Annotated in this window: 17 protein-coding genes; 8 read left to right on the top strand and 9 right to left on the bottom strand. The window is 71.7% G+C overall.

The window, feature by feature from the left end:
* The first annotated feature begins 76 nt into the window (after positions 1-76).
* Positions 77-1,579, top strand: a complete 1,503-nt coding sequence (locus tag MUN74_RS03120) for an APC family permease (protein WP_244854963.1) — start codon at positions 77-79, stop codon at positions 1,577-1,579.
* Positions 1,580-1,676: 97 nt separating this feature from the next.
* A complete protein-coding gene (locus MUN74_RS03115) occupies positions 1,677-1,982 on the top strand; it encodes a hypothetical protein (protein WP_244854962.1) in 306 nt (101 codons plus the stop codon).
* A gap of 21 nt (positions 1,983-2,003) precedes the next feature.
* Here MUN74_RS03115 and MUN74_RS03110 read toward each other — a convergent pair whose 3' ends face one another.
* On the bottom strand, positions 2,004-3,107 hold the full coding sequence (locus MUN74_RS03110; RefSeq protein WP_244854961.1) for a VanZ family protein: 1,104 nt from the start codon (positions 3,105-3,107) through the stop codon (positions 2,004-2,006).
* 207 nt (positions 3,108-3,314) lie between these two features.
* Between MUN74_RS03110 and MUN74_RS03105 the strand changes: the two genes are divergently transcribed.
* From MUN74_RS03105 to MUN74_RS03095, 3 genes are all read left to right on the top strand, one after another.
* Entirely contained in the window at positions 3,315-4,811 is a 1,497-nt protein-coding gene (locus MUN74_RS03105; protein WP_370647338.1) for a glyceraldehyde-3-phosphate dehydrogenase, read from the top strand.
* Between the two features lie 83 nt (positions 4,812-4,894).
* Entirely contained in the window at positions 4,895-6,070 is a 1,176-nt protein-coding gene (locus MUN74_RS03100; RefSeq protein WP_244854960.1) for a thiolase family protein, read from the top strand.
* A 93-nt stretch (positions 6,071-6,163) separates the two neighbouring features.
* Entirely contained in the window at positions 6,164-6,952 is a 789-nt protein-coding gene (locus tag MUN74_RS03095) for an SDR family NAD(P)-dependent oxidoreductase (RefSeq protein ID WP_244854959.1), read from the top strand.
* Positions 6,953-7,032: 80 nt separating this feature from the next.
* On the opposite strand, the gene MUN74_RS03090 is transcribed toward MUN74_RS03095, so the two are convergent.
* The 3 genes from MUN74_RS03090 to MUN74_RS03080 all read right to left on the bottom strand — a co-directional run bounded on the left by MUN74_RS03090 (position 7,033) and on the right by MUN74_RS03080 (position 9,895).
* Positions 7,033-8,013 (bottom strand): permease prefix domain 1-containing protein, encoded by a 981-nt coding sequence (locus MUN74_RS03090; protein WP_244854958.1) that lies wholly within the window; start codon positions 8,011-8,013, stop codon positions 7,033-7,035.
* Positions 8,010-8,351, bottom strand: a complete 342-nt coding sequence (locus MUN74_RS03085) for a PadR family transcriptional regulator (protein ID WP_244854957.1) — start codon at positions 8,349-8,351, stop codon at positions 8,010-8,012. The genes MUN74_RS03090 and MUN74_RS03085 overlap by 4 nt, the downstream gene beginning before the upstream one ends.
* A 101-nt stretch (positions 8,352-8,452) precedes the next feature.
* A complete protein-coding gene (locus tag MUN74_RS03080) occupies positions 8,453-9,895 on the bottom strand; it encodes a helix-turn-helix domain-containing protein (protein WP_244854956.1) in 1,443 nt (480 codons plus the stop codon).
* 129 nt (positions 9,896-10,024) lie between these two features.
* Between MUN74_RS03080 and MUN74_RS03075 the strand changes: the two genes are divergently transcribed.
* From MUN74_RS03075 to MUN74_RS03065, 3 genes are all read left to right on the top strand, one after another.
* Positions 10,025-11,908, top strand: coding sequence for a phosphoenolpyruvate carboxykinase (GTP) (locus MUN74_RS03075; RefSeq protein ID WP_244854955.1), 1,884 nt, complete (start codon positions 10,025-10,027; stop codon positions 11,906-11,908).
* 133 nt (positions 11,909-12,041) lie between these two features.
* Positions 12,042-12,458 (top strand): DUF1622 domain-containing protein, encoded by a 417-nt coding sequence (locus MUN74_RS03070; RefSeq protein WP_244854954.1) that lies wholly within the window; start codon positions 12,042-12,044, stop codon positions 12,456-12,458.
* Positions 12,458-12,952 (top strand): 2'-5' RNA ligase family protein, encoded by a 495-nt coding sequence (locus MUN74_RS03065; protein ID WP_244854953.1) that lies wholly within the window; start codon positions 12,458-12,460, stop codon positions 12,950-12,952. The genes MUN74_RS03070 and MUN74_RS03065 overlap by 1 nt, the downstream gene beginning before the upstream one ends.
* A 27-nt stretch (positions 12,953-12,979) precedes the next feature.
* Here MUN74_RS03065 and MUN74_RS03060 read toward each other — a convergent pair whose 3' ends face one another.
* The 5 genes from MUN74_RS03060 to MUN74_RS03040 form a co-directional block, all read right to left on the bottom strand.
* Entirely contained in the window at positions 12,980-13,813 is an 834-nt protein-coding gene (locus MUN74_RS03060; RefSeq protein WP_244854952.1) for a hypothetical protein, read from the bottom strand.
* A gap of 155 nt (positions 13,814-13,968) precedes the next feature.
* Positions 13,969-15,939, bottom strand: coding sequence for an ABC transporter ATP-binding protein (locus tag MUN74_RS03055; protein WP_244854951.1), 1,971 nt, complete (start codon positions 15,937-15,939; stop codon positions 13,969-13,971).
* A gap of 83 nt (positions 15,940-16,022) precedes the next feature.
* The gene (locus tag MUN74_RS03050; protein WP_244854950.1) at positions 16,023-16,250 is read right to left on the bottom strand and encodes a hypothetical protein; all 228 of its coding nucleotides are present in this window, start codon (positions 16,248-16,250) and stop codon (positions 16,023-16,025) included.
* 49 nt (positions 16,251-16,299) lie between these two features.
* The gene (locus MUN74_RS03045) at positions 16,300-17,292 is read right to left on the bottom strand and encodes a carbohydrate kinase family protein (protein ID WP_244854949.1); all 993 of its coding nucleotides are present in this window, start codon (positions 17,290-17,292) and stop codon (positions 16,300-16,302) included.
* Positions 17,276-18,214, bottom strand: coding sequence for a pseudouridine-5'-phosphate glycosidase (locus MUN74_RS03040; protein WP_244854948.1), 939 nt, complete (start codon positions 18,212-18,214; stop codon positions 17,276-17,278). The genes MUN74_RS03045 and MUN74_RS03040 overlap by 17 nt, the downstream gene beginning before the upstream one ends.
* Positions 18,215-18,267: the final 53 nt, after the last annotated feature.

The following is an 18,267-nucleotide window of genomic DNA, read 5'->3' as shown; positions in this document are numbered from 1 at the left end:
GCCGCCGGACAAGACGGCGCGGATGCGGCGGGGGAGTATTGCGTCTGCCCCGTCCCCGTCGAACACTGGAGTTCACATGAGTGCGAGCACGCTCCCCGACACGATCGCTCCCGAGCACCGTACCCGCGGCAAGCTCGGCGTTCCCGCGATCGTGGTGCTGATCATCGCGGCATCCGCGCCCCTCACCGTCATCGCGGGCGGTGCCACGACCGCCTATTCCGTCACCGGCTCGATCGCGGTGCCGATCGGGTATCTCGTGCTCGCCGCCGTTCTCGCCGTGTTCTCGCTCGGCTACGCCGCGATGAGCCGGTTCATCACGAACGCCGGCGCGTTCTACGCCTACGCGGCGCAGGGGCTCGGGCGCCCCGTCGGCGTCGGCGTCGCCCTCATTGCCCTCGTGGCGTACAACTGCATGCAGATCGGCATCTGGGGCATGTTCGGCTTCCAGATCTCGGTGCTCGTCAGCGAGAAGCTCGGCATCGACGTGCCGTGGTGGGTCGGCGTGGTCGTCTTCATCCTCATCGTGGGCCTGCTCGGCGTGAACCGGGTCGACCTCTCGGCGAAGGTGCTCGGCGTCATCGTCGTGCTCGAGTTCGTCGTGGTCACCGTCTTCGACGTCGTCGCGTTCGCGAACCCCGCCGACGGCTTCACGGCGGCGCCCATCTCGCCCGCCTCGCTCCTGCTGCCCGGCATCGGCGCCGTGCTCGTCTTCGGCATCGCCGCGTTCATGGGCTTCGAGTCGGCGGCGATCTACGGCGAGGAGGCGAAGGACCCGAAGCGCACGGTCGCCCGGGCCACGTTCGCCGCCGTCATCATCATCGGCGTGTTCTACGCGATCTCCTCCTGGGCGCTCGCGCTCGCCGTGGGCACCGACAAGATCTCCTCGGGCGGCATCTCGCCCGAGGAGGCCGGACCGCCGCTGTTCTTCGCGTTCGTCGCCGAGCGGCTCGGACCGATCATGGTCGACTTCATGTCGCTGCTGTTCATCACGAGCCTGTTCGCCGCGCTCGTCAGCTTCCACAACGCCGTCGCCCGGTACGGGTTCGCACTCGGCCGCGAGGGCGTGCTGCCCGCCTGGTTCGCCAAGGTGCGCGAGCGCAGCGGCTCGCCGTGGGCCGGCTCGATCGCACAGTCGGTCCTGGCGCTCGTCGTCGTCGGGGTCTTCGCGATCGCCGGTGCCGGCAGCGAGCTCGGGCCGCTGTTCCCCGTCGTCACGCTCTTCAACTGGCTCACCAACACGGGTGCCCTCGGGCTCGTGCTGCTCATGGCGGTGGTCTCGCTCGCGGTCATCGGCTACTTCCGCCGCGACCAGCGCGACGTCGGCGTGGGTTCGCGCATCGTGTCGCCGGTGCTCTCGTTCCTCGCACTCACGACGGTGCTCGTGCTCATCGTCATGAACTTCACCGTGCTGCTCGGCCAGGCCGAGCCCGACGCCACGACCTTCCTGCTGCCGGCGCTCATCGTGCTCGCGGGGGTCGTCGGCATCGTCTGGGGCCTCGTGCTCCGCGGGCGGCGGCCCGACGTCTACCGCCGCATCGGCCACGGCGCGGAGGGCGCGACGGCCGAGCACCTCGGCTGAGCCCGCCCGTCGCGGGCCGGCACCCGACGCGAGGCGTCAGGGTGCCGGCCTGCGACGCGAGGCGTCACGGGCCCGCCCGCCACGGCATGATTGACGCATGAAGACCGTGCAGTTGCGCCGCTACCAGATCGTCCCCGGCGAGTACGAGGCGTTCGTCTCGTGGTTCGAGGCGAAGATGCCCCCGGTGCGGCGGGCGACGGGTTTCGCGGTCGAGTTCGCCTACGGCGTGCCCGAGGCGAACGAGTTCGTGTGGGCCGTGAGCGTGCCCGGCGACCGCGCCGAGTTCGAGCGCACCGAGGCCGCCTACGTCGTCTCGCCCGAGCGGGCGGCGATCTTCGAGGGCATCCCCGAGCGCATCGCGAGCAAGGAGATCGGCTACGTCGACGACGTCCGCATCGCCTGAGCGGTCGAGCGCGGCACCCGCCTAACGCGGCGTCGTCGTCGACGAGGCCTCACCGAGCGCCGTCTTCGCCGTCGCCGGCCGCGCACGCCCGACCGCGTCCATGCCCGCCACGGCCTGGGCGAACCCGCGGTGGCCGCGGGTCGTGAAGGCGCCCACGAGGTTGGCGATCGCGAGCACCGGGGCGACGAGGGCGAGCAGACCCGGGAGCAGACCCGCGATCGTGTAGCCGCCGATGCCGACGGCGAAACGGACGACTCGGCGTCCGAGCTTCGGTGGCCGCATCTCGACGGCCTCGATGAGCACGACGCGCTCGCCGATGGTGACGCCGCCGGCGAGCACCGACCACGCCTGCGCACCGATCGCGACGAGCGTGGTCGCGAGCCCGACGCGATCGGGGTCGAACCACGCCGGCAGACCTCCGGCGAGCACCGAGACGACCGCGGACGCCATCACGGCGAGCCCGTAGGCGGTGAGCCACACCGTGAGCAGGTCGACGACCATCGCGAGCACTCGGCGTCCTGCCGTGACCGGCGCGTCGTCGGCGGTCGCCGGAGTCGCCCGGCCCCGCCCGCGCCACGGGTGCAGCGCCGCCGCGGCGATCGCCGAACCGAGCACGGCGCCGACCGTGTTCGCGGCGAGGTCACCCGTGTCGAACAGCCGGTACGCGCAGGGGAAGAGTCCCCACACACCCGTCAGCTGGGTGACCTCGATCGCGAGCGACACGATCGCTCCCGACCCGGCGGCGACGAGGACGCCCCGGCCGAAGAGCGCCCGCGCGAAGAAGCCGAGCGGCAGGAACAGCAGGATGTTGAGCACGAGCTGCTGGAACGCCGGGTTGCGCAGCAGCGAACCGCCGTGCTCGGCCTGCAGCCGAGCGATGTCGGTGACGACGGCGAACGGGTTCAGTTCGACGCCGACGCAGTCGTACGCGCCGTCGGGCAGCGGGAGCAGGGTGTACGCCCACAGTCCCATGACGTAGAACAGCAGCGCGATCCAGCCGAGCAGGCGGGCTCCCGAGAAGCCGCCGCGGCGGCGGTAGCTGAGGGCGACGAGCGGCACGAAGACGACGACGAGCGCGGCGGAGCCCACGATGATCGCGATGACGCCGGGCATGATGCGATCCACGTCACAGCAGTCTACGGAGGTCGCACGAGGTCGCCGTGCCGTCGCGCGCCGACGCATGCGTTCGACGTCACGTACAGCAATCACGCATCGATGTCCACGTATGATCGAGACATCCCCGGAAAGAATGCGGCCAGCGCTGCCCACCGGCAGACGCGGTCGCACGACCCTGGTCGACGACGCCCGCGCGCTCGGCCGAGAAGGAAGACCGTGAGCCACGAGTTCGACGCCCGCCGTGCTGAATGGATCGCCAAGGAGGAGCTCGCCGAGCGGATGATTCCGCTCATCGGCGGCCTCTACCGTGACCACGGGGTCGTGACCTCGATCCACGGCCGCCGCCTCATCAACCGCTCCGCGATCGAGCTCGTGAAGGCGCACCGCTTCGCACGTCAGGCCGGCGACGACGAGCTCGACCTCGCCGACACGATGCGCGTGCTCGAGGCGCTCCGCGAGATCGCCCCCGGCCCCGCGTCGATCGACGTCGCCCGCATCGTGAGCCGCCACGCCGCCGCGCAGGCCGCTGGCGAGGCGCCCGGGTTCACGGACTTCGTGCGCGCCGAGATCGCCCCCGTCGCGGGCGGCGCCGCCCCCGAGGCATCCGGCACCGACGTCGTGCTCTACGGGTTCGGCCGCATCGGCCGTCTGCTCGCCCGCATCCTGATCGCCCACTCGGGTGGCGGCCAGGGCCTCAACCTGCGCGCGATCGTCGTGCGCAAGGGCAGCGACAACGACCTCATGAAGCGCGCGAGCCTGCTGCGCCGCGACTCGGTGCACGGCCCCTTCGCCGGCACGATCGAGGTCGACGAGGCGAACAACACGATCCTCGCCAACGGCACGCTCATCCAGGTCATCTACTCGAACGACCCCGCGACGATCGACTACACCGAGTACGGCATCCACGACGCGATCGTCGTCGACAACACGGGCCGCTGGCGCGACGAGGCCGGCCTCAGCCAGCACCTGCAGTCGACGGGCGTCTCGCGCGTGCTCCTCACCGCGCCGGGCAAGGGCGCGATCAAGAACATCGTGCACGGCATCAACACCGACGACATCGTCGACGCCGACCGCATCCTCTCGGCGGCTTCGTGCACGACGAACGCGATCACTCCGGTGCTGAAGGCCGTCAACGACGCCTACGGCGTGGTGCGCGGACACGTCGAGACCGTGCACTCGTTCACGAACGACCAGAACCTCATCGACAACTTCCACAAGGGCGACCGTCGCGGCCGCTCGGCGGCGCTCAACATGGTCATCACCGAGACCGGTGCGGCGAAGGCCGTCTCGAAGGCGCTGCCCGAGCTCGAGGGCAAGCTCACCGGCTCGGCGATCCGCGTGCCCACGCCCGACGTGTCACTCGCGATCCTCAACCTGCAGCTCGAGCGGCCGACCTCGAAGGACGAGATCAACAAGTACCTCCGCCAGGTGTCGCTCACGTCGCCGCTGCGCCAGCAGATCGACTACATCGAGTCGCCCGAGGTGGTCTCGACCGACTTCGTCGGCAACAACCGCGCGGGCATCGTCGACGGCCTCGCCACGATCGCCGACGGCACCGACACCGTGCTCTACGTCTGGTACGACAACGAGTACGGCTACTCGTGCCAGGTCGTGCGCGTCATCGAGGCGATGGCGGGTTCGCACCCGATCGTCTTCCCCGAGCGCCAGCCCGTCGTGCTCGCCTCGCTCGAGCGCGAGGTCGTGCCCGTCTGACCTGCTTCACGATCGATCGGATGCCCCGTGCGCGAGTCCGCGTCCGGGGCATCCGCCGTTCGCGGCCGACGTAGGCTGGAGCCATGAGCAACGAAGCCGTGATCGTCGACGTCGTGCGCACCCCCGTCGGGCGCGGCAAGCCCGGCGGACTCCTCTCGGGCGTGCACCCGGTCGATCTGCTCGCGGGGGTGCTCGACGCGCTCGTCTCGCGCAGCGACCTCGACCCGGGACTCGTCGACGACGTCATCGGCGGCTGCGTCAGCCAGATCGGCGAGCAGAGTTACAACATCACCCGCAACGCGGTGCTCGCCGCCGGCTTCCCCGAGCACGTCCCCGGAACGACCATCGACCGGCAGTGCGGGTCGAGCCAGCAGGCCGCGACGTTCGCCGCCCAGGCCGTCATCGCGGGCAGCGCCGACATCGTGATCGCCTGCGGCGTCGAGTCGATGAGCCGCGTGCCGCTCGGCACGAGCGCCGCCGGCGCCGACCCCTTCGGCTCGCGCCTGCGCAATCGCTACCCCGAGGGGCTCGTGAACCAGGGCGTCTCGGCCGAGCTCATCGCCGCGAAGTGGGGCTTCTCGCGCGACGAGCTCGACGCGTTCTCCGCGCGCTCGCACGAGCTCGCGGCCGCCGCGACCGAGTCGGGCGCCTTCGCGACCGAGGTCGTGCCCGTGCCCGGCGTCGACTCGCTCACGGACGAGACCGTTCGCCCCGGCACGAGCGCCGAGTCGCTCGCGGGGCTCAAGCCGGCGTTCCGCACCGACGCGCTCGCCGAGCGCTTTCCCGAACTCGACTGGCGCATCACGCCCGGCAACTCGTCGCCGCTCACCGACGGAGCATCCGCAGCCCTCATCATGAGCGCCGAACGCGCCTCGCAGCTGGGGCTCACCCCCCGCGCGCGGTTCCGGGCGTTCTCGGTCGTCGGCAGCGACCCGCTCTACATGCTCACGGGCGTGATCCCGGCGACGGCCAAGGTGCTCGAGCGAGCCGGGCTCACGCACGACGACATCGACGCGTACGAGGTGAACGAGGCGTTCGCCTCGGTGCCGCTCGCGTGGCTCGCCGACACCCGGGCCGACCCCGAGAAGCTCAACCCGCGCGGCGGCGCGATCGCGCTCGGGCACGCGCTGGGCTCCTCCGGAACGCGCCTGCTCACAACGCTCGTCAACCAGCTCGAGGCGACCGGCGGGCGCTTCGGCCTGCAGACGATGTGCGAAGGCGGCGGCATGGCGAACGCCACCGTCATCGAGCGCATCTGACCGCACCACCCGCTCGCTGAGCCTGTCGAAGCGAGACCACCACGACCGCGCGCTTCGGCAGGCTCAGCGAGCGACCTCCACGAAGGAGCACACATGGAACTCAGCGGCGCATCCGCGATCGTCACCGGCGGGGCCTCGGGCCTCGGCCGGGCGACGGCTGCCGCCCTCATCGACGGCGGCGCCTCGGTCGTCATCGTCGACCTGCCCGGGCCCCGCGGCGAGGAGGCCGCGGCCGCCCTCGGCGAGAACGCCCGGTTCGTCGCGGCCGACGTCTCGAACGAGGCCGACGTGCAGGCCGCGGTCGACGCGGCGCAGGCGCTCGCGCCGCTCCGTGTCGCGGTGAACTGCGCCGGCATCGTGACCGCGAACCGCACGGTCGGCCGTGAGGGCGCGGGCCCGCTCGACGCATTCGAGCGCACGATCCGGGTGAACCTCATCGGCACCTTCAACGTGACCCGGCTCGCCGCCGCGGCGATGGCGCAGAACGAGCCCGTCACCTCCTCGCTCGCCGGCGGACCCGAGACGGCCGAGCGCGGCGTCATCGTGAACACGGCGTCGGTCGCGGCGTTCGACGGCCAGATCGGCCAGGCCGCCTACTCGGCGTCGAAGGCGGGCGTCGCGGGCATGACCCTGCCGATCGCGCGCGACCTCTCGAAGCTGCTGATCCGCGTCATGACGATCGCGCCCGGCATCTTCGAGACGCCCATGATGGCCGGCATGCCCGACGAGGTCCGCGCCTCGCTCGAGGCGCAGGTGCCGCACCCCTCCCGGCTCGGCCACCCCACCGAGTACGCCGCCCTCGTGCGTTCGATCATCGCGAACCCCATGCTCAACGGCGAGGTCATCCGCCTCGACGGCGCGATCCGCATGCAGCCGAAGTGACCTGACGAACCTCGCGACAGGATGCCTCGGGGCCGGCGATCATCGCCGGCCCCGAGGCATCCGTGTTCATGCCGCCGCGTTCACACGGCCGTGATGCGCTGCTGCGACCGGGCCGCCTTGATGAAGCCGTCGACGACGTCCCACGCGGCGGCGGCGATCACGACCACCACGACGATGGGCGCGATCACGGCGCCCGCCTCGCCCCACGGCCAGCCGACCGCCTCGAGAGCCGCCGGGTTGAAGAGCTGCCCGGTCGCCCAGAGCCACAGGCCGGGCACGACCCAAGCGGCGCCGAGCACGAGGTTGATGCCCGCGAGGCCCCACGTCCAGCCACGGACGTACACGGCGATCGCGAACGCCGCCTCGAGCACGATGAGAACGAGGAAATACGGCAGCCAGAAGCTCCACAGCGCCGGGTCGAGGAGCGGCATCGACGAGAGCGCGTCGACCCACGGCAGCCCGAACTGCTGTACGACGAGCAGCACGCCGAAGATGCCGAGCAGCACGAGCGACGAGACGAGGTCGACGAGCCGGTTGGTGCGGCCGTCGTCGGCGATCTGCGGCAGCATCTCGGGCTTCCACTCGAGATCGATGCCGCGCTGCCCGGGGGCGGCGGGCACCCGTTCGAGGATCGCGAAGACGAGCGTCGTCCAGAAGCAGAGGTGCACGCCGACCGAGAGCGCGCCCGAGACCGCGCTGCCGATGACCTCGCCGACCTCGACGCCCGACAGCAGCTGCCCGAGCGTGATGCCGGCGACCGCGATCGGGAGCACGAGCGCGAGCAGGAACTTCAGCAGCCGCCACCACACGAGGAAGTAGCGCGGGCCGATGAGTTGCAGCGGGCGCCCGATGTAGTCGGCGGCGAGGGCGGCCGGGTCGCCGAGCGCCGTCAGTGCGGCGTGCTCGGCGTCGGCCGGCGCCTGCCCCTCGTCGACGAGTGCGTCGGTCGCGTCGCCGATGCGTTCGCGCAACTCTCGCTCGAGCTCGTCGCGCTGGGCCTCGGGCACGCTGCGGCCGGCGGCCCAGACGTAGCGGTCGGTCAGGCTGGTGGTGGCGTTCATGATTCGTCTCCGTCGGTGAGGCGGGCGAGGGCATCGTCGATGCGTCGCCAGTCGGTCATGAGGGTGTCGGCGAGGAGCTCGCCGGTCGGGCTCGTGCGATAGAACTTGCGGGGCCTCGCCTCGTCGGTGTTCCACTCGCTCGTGAGCAGCCCCTGCTTCTCGAGCCGGCGCAGCAGCGGGTAGAGCGTGTTGGCGTCGACGAGGATGCCGAGCGAGTTGAGCGACTCGAGCAGTGCGTAGCCGTAGTCGGGCGTGCGCAGCCGCACGAGGCAGGCGAGCACGACGGTGCCGCGGCGCAGCTCTTGCAGGTGCCCGGCGGTCGTCTCATCGAGGTTCATGCCTCACACGATACTGTGCCAAACACACTATTGCAACAGAAACTTCATTGCGCGGCGGATGCCTCGGCTCGAGGCATCCCGATCGGAAGGGCCGGCCGCGCCTACTGCCCGGCGTGCGCCTCGAGGAACTCGTACACCGACACGTCGTCGACGCCGGGGAAGGTGCCCGAGGGCAGCGGGGAGAGCACGTGCGCGTGCAGCCGCGCGCTCGGCCAGGCCTGGCCCGCCCACCGCTCGGCGAGCTCCGAGGGGGCACGGCGGCAGCACGACTCGTCGGGGCACGTCGACACCGCGCGCACCGTCGTCTCGCGACCGCGGAACCACTTGGCCTGCGCGAACGGCACGCCGACCGTGATCGAGAACTCCGCGGCATCCGTTCGGCCGGTCTGGGTCGCGCACCAGAAGGTGCCCGCCGGGGTGTCGGTGTACTGGTAGTTCTCGGTCGTGCGGTTGGTGTGCTCGAAGGCGGTGCGGGCACTCCACTTCTTGCACACCCACTGGCCCTCGATCGAGCCCGTCACGTCGGTCGGCAGCGGCAGCCCGTCGTTCTCGTAGCCCTTGAGCAGTGCGCCGTCGCCGTTCACCCGCAGGAAGTGCAGGGTCATGTCGAGGTGCTCGGTCGCGAGGTTCGTGAACCGCAGCGCCGCCGCCTCGTGGGTGACGCCGAACGCGTCGCGGAAGTCCTCGATCGCGAGTCGCTTCTCCTTCTTCGCCTCCTGCAGGAACGCGACCGACGCGTCCTGCGGCATGAGGCACGCCGCCGCGAAGTAGTTGATCTCAAGGCGCTGCCAGAGGAACTCGTCGTAACTGGCCGGGGGAGTGTGCCCGAGGAGTCGGTGCGCCATCGCCTGCAGCGCCATCGAGCGCAGGCCGTGTCCGCCCGGGATCGAGGCGGGCGGCAGGTAGATGCGCCCGTTCGCGAGGTCGGTGATCGAGCGGGTCGAGTCGGGCAGGTCGTCGACGTAGATGAGCTGGAAGCCGAGCTTCTCGGCCATCACGCCGACCTCGCGGTGGGTGAGCGCGCCCGACCGGTGCCCGGAGGCGCGCACCTGCTCCTCGGCGAGGGCCTCGATGTCGCGCAGGTAGTTGTGCTGCCCGCGCATGCGCTCGCGCAGGTCGGTGTTCGCGCGCCGCGCCTCCTCGGGCGTCGCGATCGCCTCCGACGCGCGGCGCTGCAGCTCGCGGTGGAGGCCCACGACCGCTTCGAGCGTCTCGTCGGTGATTCCGCGCGAGGGTTTCACGGGCGGCAGCCCGAGGCTCGCGTACAGCGGACCCGACTGGGCGCGACCGAGCTCGAGCTCGAGTGCGGCCCGACGGCTCGGCGCCTCGCGCGAGAGCAGGTCGGCGAGGTCGACGCCGAGCGCCGCCGCGAGGGCGTCGAGCGTCGAGAGCTTCGGCTCTCGCTTGCCGTTCTCGATGAGGGAGAGCTGGCTGCCGGCCATGCCGACGGCGTCGCCGAGCTGGTCGAGCGTGAGCCCGCGCTCGCCGCGGAAATGGCGTATGCGGTGGCCGAGGGTCGCGAGATCGGGGGAGCCTGCCTTCATCCGTTAAGAATATCGAAAGATCGCAGATTCTTAACACCCGATTTGGCGGGTGGGATGCCGCGAAGAGGCGCATTCTGGAAATACGAACCGATCCGGCGCCGTGCCGGGCAGCATTTGGAAGGGACGACGATGACCATCTCCGGGCTCTCGACCGACACGGACGGCACCCAGTCATACGGCGAAGGCCACGCGCAGCGCGGCACCACCGACCCGGCCCTTCGCGCCTGGGTCGACGAGATCGCCGGCCTCACGAAGCCCGACGCCGTCGTGTGGTGCGACGGTTCGCAGCACGAGGCCGACCTGCTCGAGCGCCAGCTCGTGGCCGAGGGCAAGCTCATCAAGCTCAACCCCGAGTGGCGCCCCAACAGCTACCTCGCGCGCACCGACCCCTCCGACGTCGCGCGCGTCGAGGACCGCACCTTCATCTGCTCGACCTACGAGGAGGACGCGGGCCCGACGAACAACTGGCGCGACCCGCGCGAGATGCGCGACGAACTCACCGAGGTCTTCGACGGCTCGATGAAGGGCCGCACGATGTACGTCGTGCCCTTCTCGATGGGCCCGCTCGGCGGCCCGATCTCGCAGCTCGGCGTCGAGATCACCGACTCGCCCTACGTCGTGCTGTCGATGGGCATCATGACCCGCATGGGCGAGCAGGTCTACCGCCTCATCGAGGCCGGCGAGCCCTGGGTGCGCACCGTGCACTCGGTCGGTTACCCGCTCGTCGACGGCGTCGGCCACCACCGCGCCGAGATCGAGTGGCCCTGCAACGACGAGAAGTACATCGTGCAGTTCCCCGACTCGCGCGAGATCTGGTCGTACGGCTCGGGCTACGGCGGCAACGCCCTGCTCGCGAAGAAGTGCTTCGCGCTGCGCATCGCCTCGGTGATGGCGCGCGACGAGGGCTGGCTCGCCGAGCACATGCTGCTCATCAAGATCACCTCGCCCGAGGGCAAGTCGTACCACGTGGCTGCGGCGTTCCCCTCGGCCTGCGGCAAGACGAACCTCGCGATGCTGCAGCCCACGATCCCGGGCTGGAAGGTCGAGACGATCGGCGATGACATCGCCTGGATGCGTCCCGGCGAGGACGGCCGCCTCTACGCGATCAACCCCGAGGCCGGCTTCTTCGGCGTCGCGCCCGGCACGGGTGAGTCGACGAACCCGACCGCGGTGCAGACGCTCTGGGGCAACACGATCTTCACGAACGTGGCGCTCCGCCCCGACGGCGACGTCTGGTGGGAGGGCCTGACCGACGAGGTCCCGGCCGAGCTCACCGACTGGGAGGGCAACCCCTGGACGCCCGCCTCGGGTCGTCCGGCCGCGCACCCGAACTCGCGCTTCACGGTCGCCGCCGCCCAGTGCCCGCAGATCTCCGACGACTGGGACGCCCACGACGGCGTGCCGATCGACGCGATCCTGTTCGGCGGTCGTCGTGCGACGAACGTGCCGCTCGTGGCCGAGGCCCGCTCGTGGAAGCACGGCGTCTTCATGGGTGCGACCATCTCGTCGGAGAAGACGGCTGCGGCCGAGGGCACCGTCGGCGAGCTGCGCCGTGACCCGTTCGCGATGCTGCCGTTCTGCGGCTACAACATGGCCGACTACTGGGGCCACTGGGTGAAGATGGGCCGCGTGCTCGGCCAGAACGCGCCGAAGATCTTCCAGGTCAACTGGTTCCGCAAGGGCGCCGACGGCTCGTTCCTGTGGCCCGGGTTCGGCGAGAACTCGCGCGTGCTCGAGTGGATCGTCGGCCGCGTCGAGGGCACCGCCGACACGGTCGAGACCCCCATCGGCCTGCTGCCGGCCGCCGACTCGCTCGACCTCGACGGCCTCGAACTCAGCGACGAGACCCTCGCGCAGCTCTTCGACGTGGACCGTGACTCGTGGCTCGCCGAGTGCGACCTGACCGACGAGTACTTCGCCCAGTTCGGCGACCGCGTGCCCGCGGCGCTGAAGGCCGAGCTCTCGAGCCTGCGCTACCACCTCGAGCACGCCTCGTCGCCCGTCGCCGAGTAGCGATCACCGCGGTCCCGAGGGGGCGGACGCCGGCCGGCGTCCGCCCCCTTCGCGTCCCCGCCTCCGCGCCACGCGGGCTGCGTCGACGGGCCTCCGCCCCACCCGGGTCTAGCGTGTGCGGCAGGAGGGTGCCATGGACTTCGGCCAGATCATCACCCGCGCGGGCGAGGTCATCGACGTCGTCGGCGTGCTCGCGATCGTCATCGGGGTGCTGTACGCGATGGTGGATGCCGCGGTCCGGCGCCTGCGCAACACGGGACCGGTCTACGAACGCTTCCGCAGGGTGCTCGGCCGGGGCATCCTGATCGGCCTCGAACTGCTCGTCGCCGCCGATATCATCCGCACCGTCGCCGTCACCCCGACGCTCGAGTCGGTCGGCGTGCTCGGCATCATCGTGCTCATCCGGACGTTCCTCAGCTGGTCGCTCGCGGTCGAGATCGACGGGCGATGGCCGTGGCAGCGGCGGCGTGACACGACGGCGGGTGAACCGCGCGACGACGACGCGACGGTCGTCGGCGACGACGAATCGGCGACGGCCACTGCCCGCTGATGGCACGGTACGTCGTGGTGCTGCCGCTGGAGCCCCTCGCCGCCGGCGAGGTGTTCACGGTCGCGCAATGGCCGCTGCACGTGACCCTCGTCGAACCGTTCGAGACCGACCTCGACGCCGACGCGCTGGTGGCGGCGCTGGCGGGCGTCGCGCGCGAGGCCGCACCGCGGCCGATCTCGGTCGCGGTCGGCGACGACGCGATGTTCGGCCCCCGCCGCGACATCCCCGTCTCGCTCGTGCGCGACGGCGGTGAGATCGCCGCCCTGCGGGCCGCGACGATCGCGAGGCTGCGCGAACTCGGCGTCGACCTCGTGCGCCTGCGACCCGACTTCCGCCCGCACGTGACGGCGAAGCGTCACGGCCGCGTGCATCGGGGTGAGCGGCTCGACCTCGGCACGGTCGCACTCGTGCGACTCCGCCCGCCGGAGACCTCGCATCACGGCCGGATCGCGGGATCGTGGCCGCTCGGCGAGCTCTCGGCGGGCGGAGTCTGACGGCGCCGGGCCGAGCCCGGCGACCGGTCAGTCGAACGTGTGCGGGTCGTCGAGGTGCCCGATGACGCGCAGCACGGCGGCGGGCGCGTAGCGGAACTCGACCGTGCCGCTCGCGCCGGGCTCGGCCGGGCCGACCCACGTGCTCGAGCCTTCGTGCAGGCGCACCCAGCCGTCCTCGAAGAGCACGTCGGTGCCGATCACGAACGCCATCGCCGGGGTCTCGCCCTGGCGCACCGCGATCGACCCTTCGAACACCTGCGACGCCTGCGCGTCGACCTCGGCGCGGGCCTGCACGCCCACGAGCGGCCTGACGATCGGCGTCGCGAAGCCGGGCGCCTGGAAGGGGCTCTGCTTCGCCGCGTCGGCGACGACGCCGAAGTTGACGCTCGTCGAGACGAGGCTGAGCGAGGCATGGCCGTCGAGCACGAGCCGGCTCGACACGCTGAAGCGGTAGAAGAGCCGGCCCGACTCGCGTGCGGGCGGCAGCACCGCGGCGCTCGCCCAGTTGCGCGACCAGGCGAGCGGGCCGCGGTCGGCGTCGTGCTTGGGCGGGTCGTAGAGGCTCGCGGTGAGGCGCACCGAGCCGTCGGCGCGCGTCGGCGCCGCCTTCAGCGAGCTGCGGCCGCGATCGTCGTCGGGCATGACGTCGCGAACGGGGGTGAAGGCGGGCAGCTCGAGCGGCTCCCAGTGCCGCAGCCAACCCTGCAGGGCCGACTGCACGCGGTCGAACGAGTTGCCGAGGCCCGCGCGGCGGGTCGTCGTGGCGTCGCCGCCGACGTCGGGCAGGTCGTCGATGAGGCCGACGGGGATCCCGTCGTAGGGGTCGAGGTCGCGTGCGGTGGGCACGGTCGCGATGGTCATGATGGGTCCTCCAGGGGGCGTGGGCTCAGGGCATCCACGTTCGGATGCGATGGCTCAACGCTAGGAAGCCGGTGCTTCCGGTCCATCCGAGCAGGCACTGAGGTTCGCCCGGGCTGGCACTGAACCCGGGTGGATGCGTCGCCCCGGCCCCCCGCTCAGACGAGGAGCTGGTGCTCGGCGAGCTCGCGGTAGAGCGGCACGCTCGCGACGAGCTCCTCGTGCGTGCCCTCGCCGATCACCCGGCCGTCGTCGAGGACGACGATGCGGTCGGAGTCGACGACCGTCGAGAGCCGGTGGGCGATCACGATGAGCGTGCGACCTGCGGCGACGGCGTCGATCGCCTCGCGCATCATGCGCTCGTTGACGCCGTCGAGCGACGAGGTCGATTCGTCGAGCAGCAGGATCGGCGGCGCGGCGAGCAGCGCCCGGGCGATCGCGAGGCGCTGCCGCTCGCCGCCCGAGAGCATGATGCCGTCGTCGCCGACCGCCGCACCCAGTCCGGCCGGGTCGCGATCGAGCACCGCGCCGAGGTTGACCGCGCGCAGCACGTGCTCGCACTCGGCGTCGGTCGCGTCGGGCGAGCCGAGCAGCAGGTTCTCGCGGATGGTGCCGGCGAGAACGGGCGCGTCCTGCTCGACGTAGCCGATCTGGGCCCGGAGCTCGGTGCGGTCGATCGAGCGCAGGTCGAGGCCGCCCATGCGCACGGTGCCGACCGACGGATCGTAGAAGCGCTCGACGAGCGCGAGGATCGTCGACTTGCCCGCGCCCGACGGGCCGACGAGCGCGATGCGCCGGCCGCGCGGCACGTCGAACGAGACGCCGCGAAGCACCGGTTGGCGCTCGGTGACGTCGGGCTCGGGCAGGTGCTCGTCAGCCGAGTCGTTGGCCGGGTCGGCCGGGTCCTGCCGCGTCGATGCGTACGCGAAGTGCACGTCGTCGAAGGCGATCGCCGGCGCGTCGGGCAGCAGGCCCTCGTTCGCATCGCCGACGATGAGCGCCCGCGGGGCGAGCTCGCGGTCGTGCTCGTCCTCATCGGGCAGGTCGAGGATCTCCTGGATGCGGCCGAGTGCACCGAGCGCCGAGTTGACCGAGGTGATCGCGCCGAACGCCTGCCCGAGCGGCAGGATCATCATGAACAGGAACAGGATGAACGCGACGAGGTTCGCGACCGAGGTCGCGCCCGAGGCGACCCGGTACCCGCCGACGCCGAGCACGACGAGGAACGACACCTGCATCGCGATGCCCGCGATGGGCACGATGAGCGCCGAGATCTTGGCGACCTGCACACCCATGCGCCAGGCGCCTTCGGCCTCGGCCTCGACGGCGGCGACCTCGCGTTCGGTCGCGCCCGCGGCGCGGATGGTGCGTACGGCGCCGATGGCGCGTTCGACGCTGGCGGCGACATCCCCGACCTTCGCCTGGGCGGCGTGCGAGGCCTCGCGCACCCGCTGCGACAGCAGGGTGACGGTCGTGATCGCGATCGCGACGACGAGCACGGTGAGCCCGAGCAGCACGGGGTCGAGGATGAGCATCGCGATGAGCGCGCCGACGAAGGTGACGGTGCCGCCGATCGCCTCGACGAGGCCCTGCGTGAGCACGGCGCGCAGCATCGTGGTGTCGCTGCCGACGCGCGAGACGAGGTCGCCGGTGCGGCGGGTGTCGAACTCGGCGATGGGCAGGTTGAGCAGCTTGGCGATGAGCCGCTTGCGACTCGAGAGCACGACGCCCTCGCCTGTGCGCTGCAGCAGGTAGTGCTGGTAGCCCGAGATCACGCCGCTGATCACGACGAGGGCGACGAGCGCCCAGACGATGCCGCCGAGCGGGTCGCCCGCCTGCACGGTGTTGATGACGCTGCCGACGAGCAGCGGCTGGGCGAGGCTCGCGAGCGCGCCGACGATCGAGAGCACGGCGACCCAGATGAGCACGGGGCGGTGCTCGAAGATGAACGGCAGCAACTGCGCGAAGGTCGCGCGCGGGCCGGTGGGCTGATCGCCGCGGCGGCCGAAGCGCGAGGTGCGGGCCTTGCGGTCGTCTGTTCGGGAGTCGGACGCCGATCGCGCGGTGCGTTCGGGACGGCGGCGCGCTTCGCGCTCTGATCGGCGGGTGGGGGTCTCGCTGGTGCTCATGCTCGCTCTCTCGTCGATGACGGCGAATCGGATGCCTCGCGCCCCCGTCGCCCGCGTCATCGCCGCATTGCAGCCTACGCGCCTCAGCTGCGTCCGTACTTCTTGTGCACCGCCTGCTTCGAGACCTCCAGCGCGAGTGCGATGAGCTGCCAGCTCGATCCGGCGGCGCGGGCCCGGCGGACGGCGACGGACTCGGCGCGGTCGAGCGCTCGATTGAGGTCGACGCGAGCCCGATGCAGCTCGCGCAACGCTCGGTAGGGGTCGTCGCCGTCGGCTGCGGCGATGGCGGTGCGGAGGCGGTGGTCGTCCATGCCGTCAACCGTAGTTGACGTTGGCGCACCGTGTCAACCTACGTTGACGTCAGGGGTCTGCGACGCCGACCTCCGCTCCGGCGGCGGTGATCACGCGCGCGGCGAGCCGATGCCCGGCCCGCGCTGCGGCCGCGGGGTCGGCGCCGCCCAGGGCCGAGGCGAGATAACCTGCGGCGAACGCATCGCCCGCACCGGTGAGGTCGCGAGCCTCGGGCACCGGGTCGACGGGCACGGTCGCGACCGATGCGCCCGCCGCGAACACCTGGGTGGGGTCGGGTCCGTGCTTGACGACGATCGTCGCCGCGATCGGCCTCGACCTGAGACCGTATCCGTCCCCGTGGCCGTACCCGTGCCCGAGCCCGAGTCCGAGCAGTGCCGCCTCCGTCTCGTTGGCGAAGAGCACGTCGGGCGCGAGCGACGCGTAGAGGTCGAGCACCTCGTCGACGCCGAGGCCCGTGAGCAGACCCGTCGAGGATGCGTCGATCGAGAGGCCGGCACCGCGTCGGCGGGCCTCGGCGATGAGCTCGAGGACCGCCGTGCGCGCGGGTTCGCGCTCGAAGCCGTAGCTCGGCACATGCAACCAGGAGGCGCCGTGGAGCCAGTCCGGCTCGACCCCGTCGAGCAGGGCCGATGCGCCGCGGTCGGGGAACATCGTCCGCTCGCCGGCCGGATCGACGATCACGACGACCGCACCGGTCGTACCGCGACGCTGCACGAGCGTCTCGGCACCGGAGGCCTCGAGCGCCGAGACGAGCGCGTCGCCCGCCGCGTCGGGTCCGACGCAGCCGATGAATCGGGTCGTGACGAGCGGGGCCGCGAGCGCGGCGACGTTCGCGGCGCTGCCGCCGCGCGTGCGGAAGACGCGAGCCGCGGTGTCGGTGCCGTCGCGAACCGGCTCGGAGGCCCACACCACGATGTCCTCCACGAGGTCGCCGACGATCGCGAGGAGCGGTCGGCCCGAGGCATCCGCCCCATCGCCCGTCGCCCCGCCATCGGCCGCCGGCCCAGCCACGGCGCCCGCCCCGTCAGCCGGCGATCGCACGCGCGATCTCCGCACCGAGCGCGACGTTGGCCGCATACAGTTCGAGGTTGACCTCGAGGCTGCGCCCGCCCGTCTCGCGCTGGAATCGGTCGAGCAGGAACGGCGTGGTGTCGTGGCCCGTGATGCCCGCGGCGTCGGCGGCCGCGAGGGCCTCGGCGAGCACCCGGTCGTGCAGGGCGGGGTCGAGCTGCCGGTCGGCGGCGATCGGGTTGGCGACGAGCACCGCGGCCCGCTGCCCGAAGTCGTCGCGCGCCCGTGCGAGCGCAGCCGCTTCGGCGGGGGAGTCGACGCGGTAGTCGACGGAGAAGCCGGAGTCGGCGACCGTGAAGGCCGGGAACCGCGTCGTGCGATAGCCGACGACCGGCACCCCGAGCGTCTCGAGGCGCTCGAGCGTCGCGCCGATGTCGAGGATCGACTTCACGCCGGCGCTCACGAGGGTGATCGGCGTCTCGGCGAGCACCGGAAGATCTGCCGACTCGTCGAAGCTCTCGCCCGCGCCGCGGTGCACACCGCCGAGCCCGCCCGTCGACATCACGCGGATGCCGGCGCGATGCGCGAGCCACGCGGTCGCCGCGACGGTGGTGCCCGCATCCAGCCGCTTCGCCCGGGTGATCGGCAGGTCGCGCACGCTCGCCTTCACGACGTCGTCCGCCGTGCACAGCCGTTCGATCTCGGCGCCGGAGAGGCCCACGACCGCGACGCCGTCGACGACGCCGATGGTCGCCGGCACGACTCCGGTCGCACGCACGTCGGCCTCCGACCCGAGCCCGACCTCGAGGTTGCGCGGCCGCGGCAGACCGTGCGTGAGGATGGTCGACTCGAGCGCGAGCACCGGCCGCCCCGCGTCGAGGGCGGCGCGCACCTCGTCGGAGACGCGGATCGCGGCGTGGTCGGCTGGAACGGGGTGCACGTCGGCGGGCATGCGGCAATGCTAGGGGCGGCTACCGACACGACCGGGATGCCTCGCCCACGGCA

Origin of the sequence: Agromyces sp. H17E-10, assembly GCF_022919715.1 — a bacterium.
Classification (GTDB): domain Bacteria; phylum Actinomycetota; class Actinomycetes; order Actinomycetales; family Microbacteriaceae; genus Agromyces.
This window is presented reverse-complemented; position numbering and strand designations above follow the sequence as displayed.

Excerpts from the sequence above, each read along its gene's own strand:
- MUN74_RS03100 (WP_244854960.1), top strand. The coding sequence starts at position 4,895 with ATGAGCAACGAAGCCGTGATCGTCGACGTCGTGCGCACCCCCGTCGGG.
- MUN74_RS03080 (WP_244854956.1), bottom strand. The coding sequence starts at position 9,895 with ATGAAGGCAGGCTCCCCCGATCTCGCGACCCTCGGCCACCGCATACGC.
- MUN74_RS03060 (WP_244854952.1), bottom strand. The coding sequence starts at position 13,813 with ATGACCATCGCGACCGTGCCCACCGCACGCGACCTCGACCCCTACGAC.
- MUN74_RS03075 (WP_244854955.1), top strand. The coding sequence starts at position 10,025 with ATGACCATCTCCGGGCTCTCGACCGACACGGACGGCACCCAGTCATAC.
- MUN74_RS03055 (WP_244854951.1), bottom strand. The coding sequence starts at position 15,939 with ATGAGCACCAGCGAGACCCCCACCCGCCGATCAGAGCGCGAAGCGCGC.
- MUN74_RS03050 (WP_244854950.1), bottom strand. The coding sequence starts at position 16,250 with ATGGACGACCACCGCCTCCGCACCGCCATCGCCGCAGCCGACGGCGAC.
- MUN74_RS03115 (WP_244854962.1), top strand. The coding sequence starts at position 1,677 with ATGAAGACCGTGCAGTTGCGCCGCTACCAGATCGTCCCCGGCGAGTAC.
- MUN74_RS03090 (WP_244854958.1), bottom strand. The coding sequence starts at position 8,013 with ATGAACGCCACCACCAGCCTGACCGACCGCTACGTCTGGGCCGCCGGC.
- MUN74_RS03095 (WP_244854959.1), top strand. The coding sequence starts at position 6,164 with ATGGAACTCAGCGGCGCATCCGCGATCGTCACCGGCGGGGCCTCGGGC.
- MUN74_RS03040 (WP_244854948.1), bottom strand. The coding sequence starts at position 18,214 with ATGCCCGCCGACGTGCACCCCGTTCCAGCCGACCACGCCGCGATCCGC.
- MUN74_RS03070 (WP_244854954.1), top strand. The coding sequence starts at position 12,042 with ATGGACTTCGGCCAGATCATCACCCGCGCGGGCGAGGTCATCGACGTC.
- MUN74_RS03085 (WP_244854957.1), bottom strand. The coding sequence starts at position 8,351 with ATGAACCTCGATGAGACGACCGCCGGGCACCTGCAAGAGCTGCGCCGC.
- MUN74_RS03120 (WP_244854963.1), top strand. The coding sequence starts at position 77 with ATGAGTGCGAGCACGCTCCCCGACACGATCGCTCCCGAGCACCGTACC.
- MUN74_RS03065 (WP_244854953.1), top strand. The coding sequence starts at position 12,458 with ATGGCACGGTACGTCGTGGTGCTGCCGCTGGAGCCCCTCGCCGCCGGC.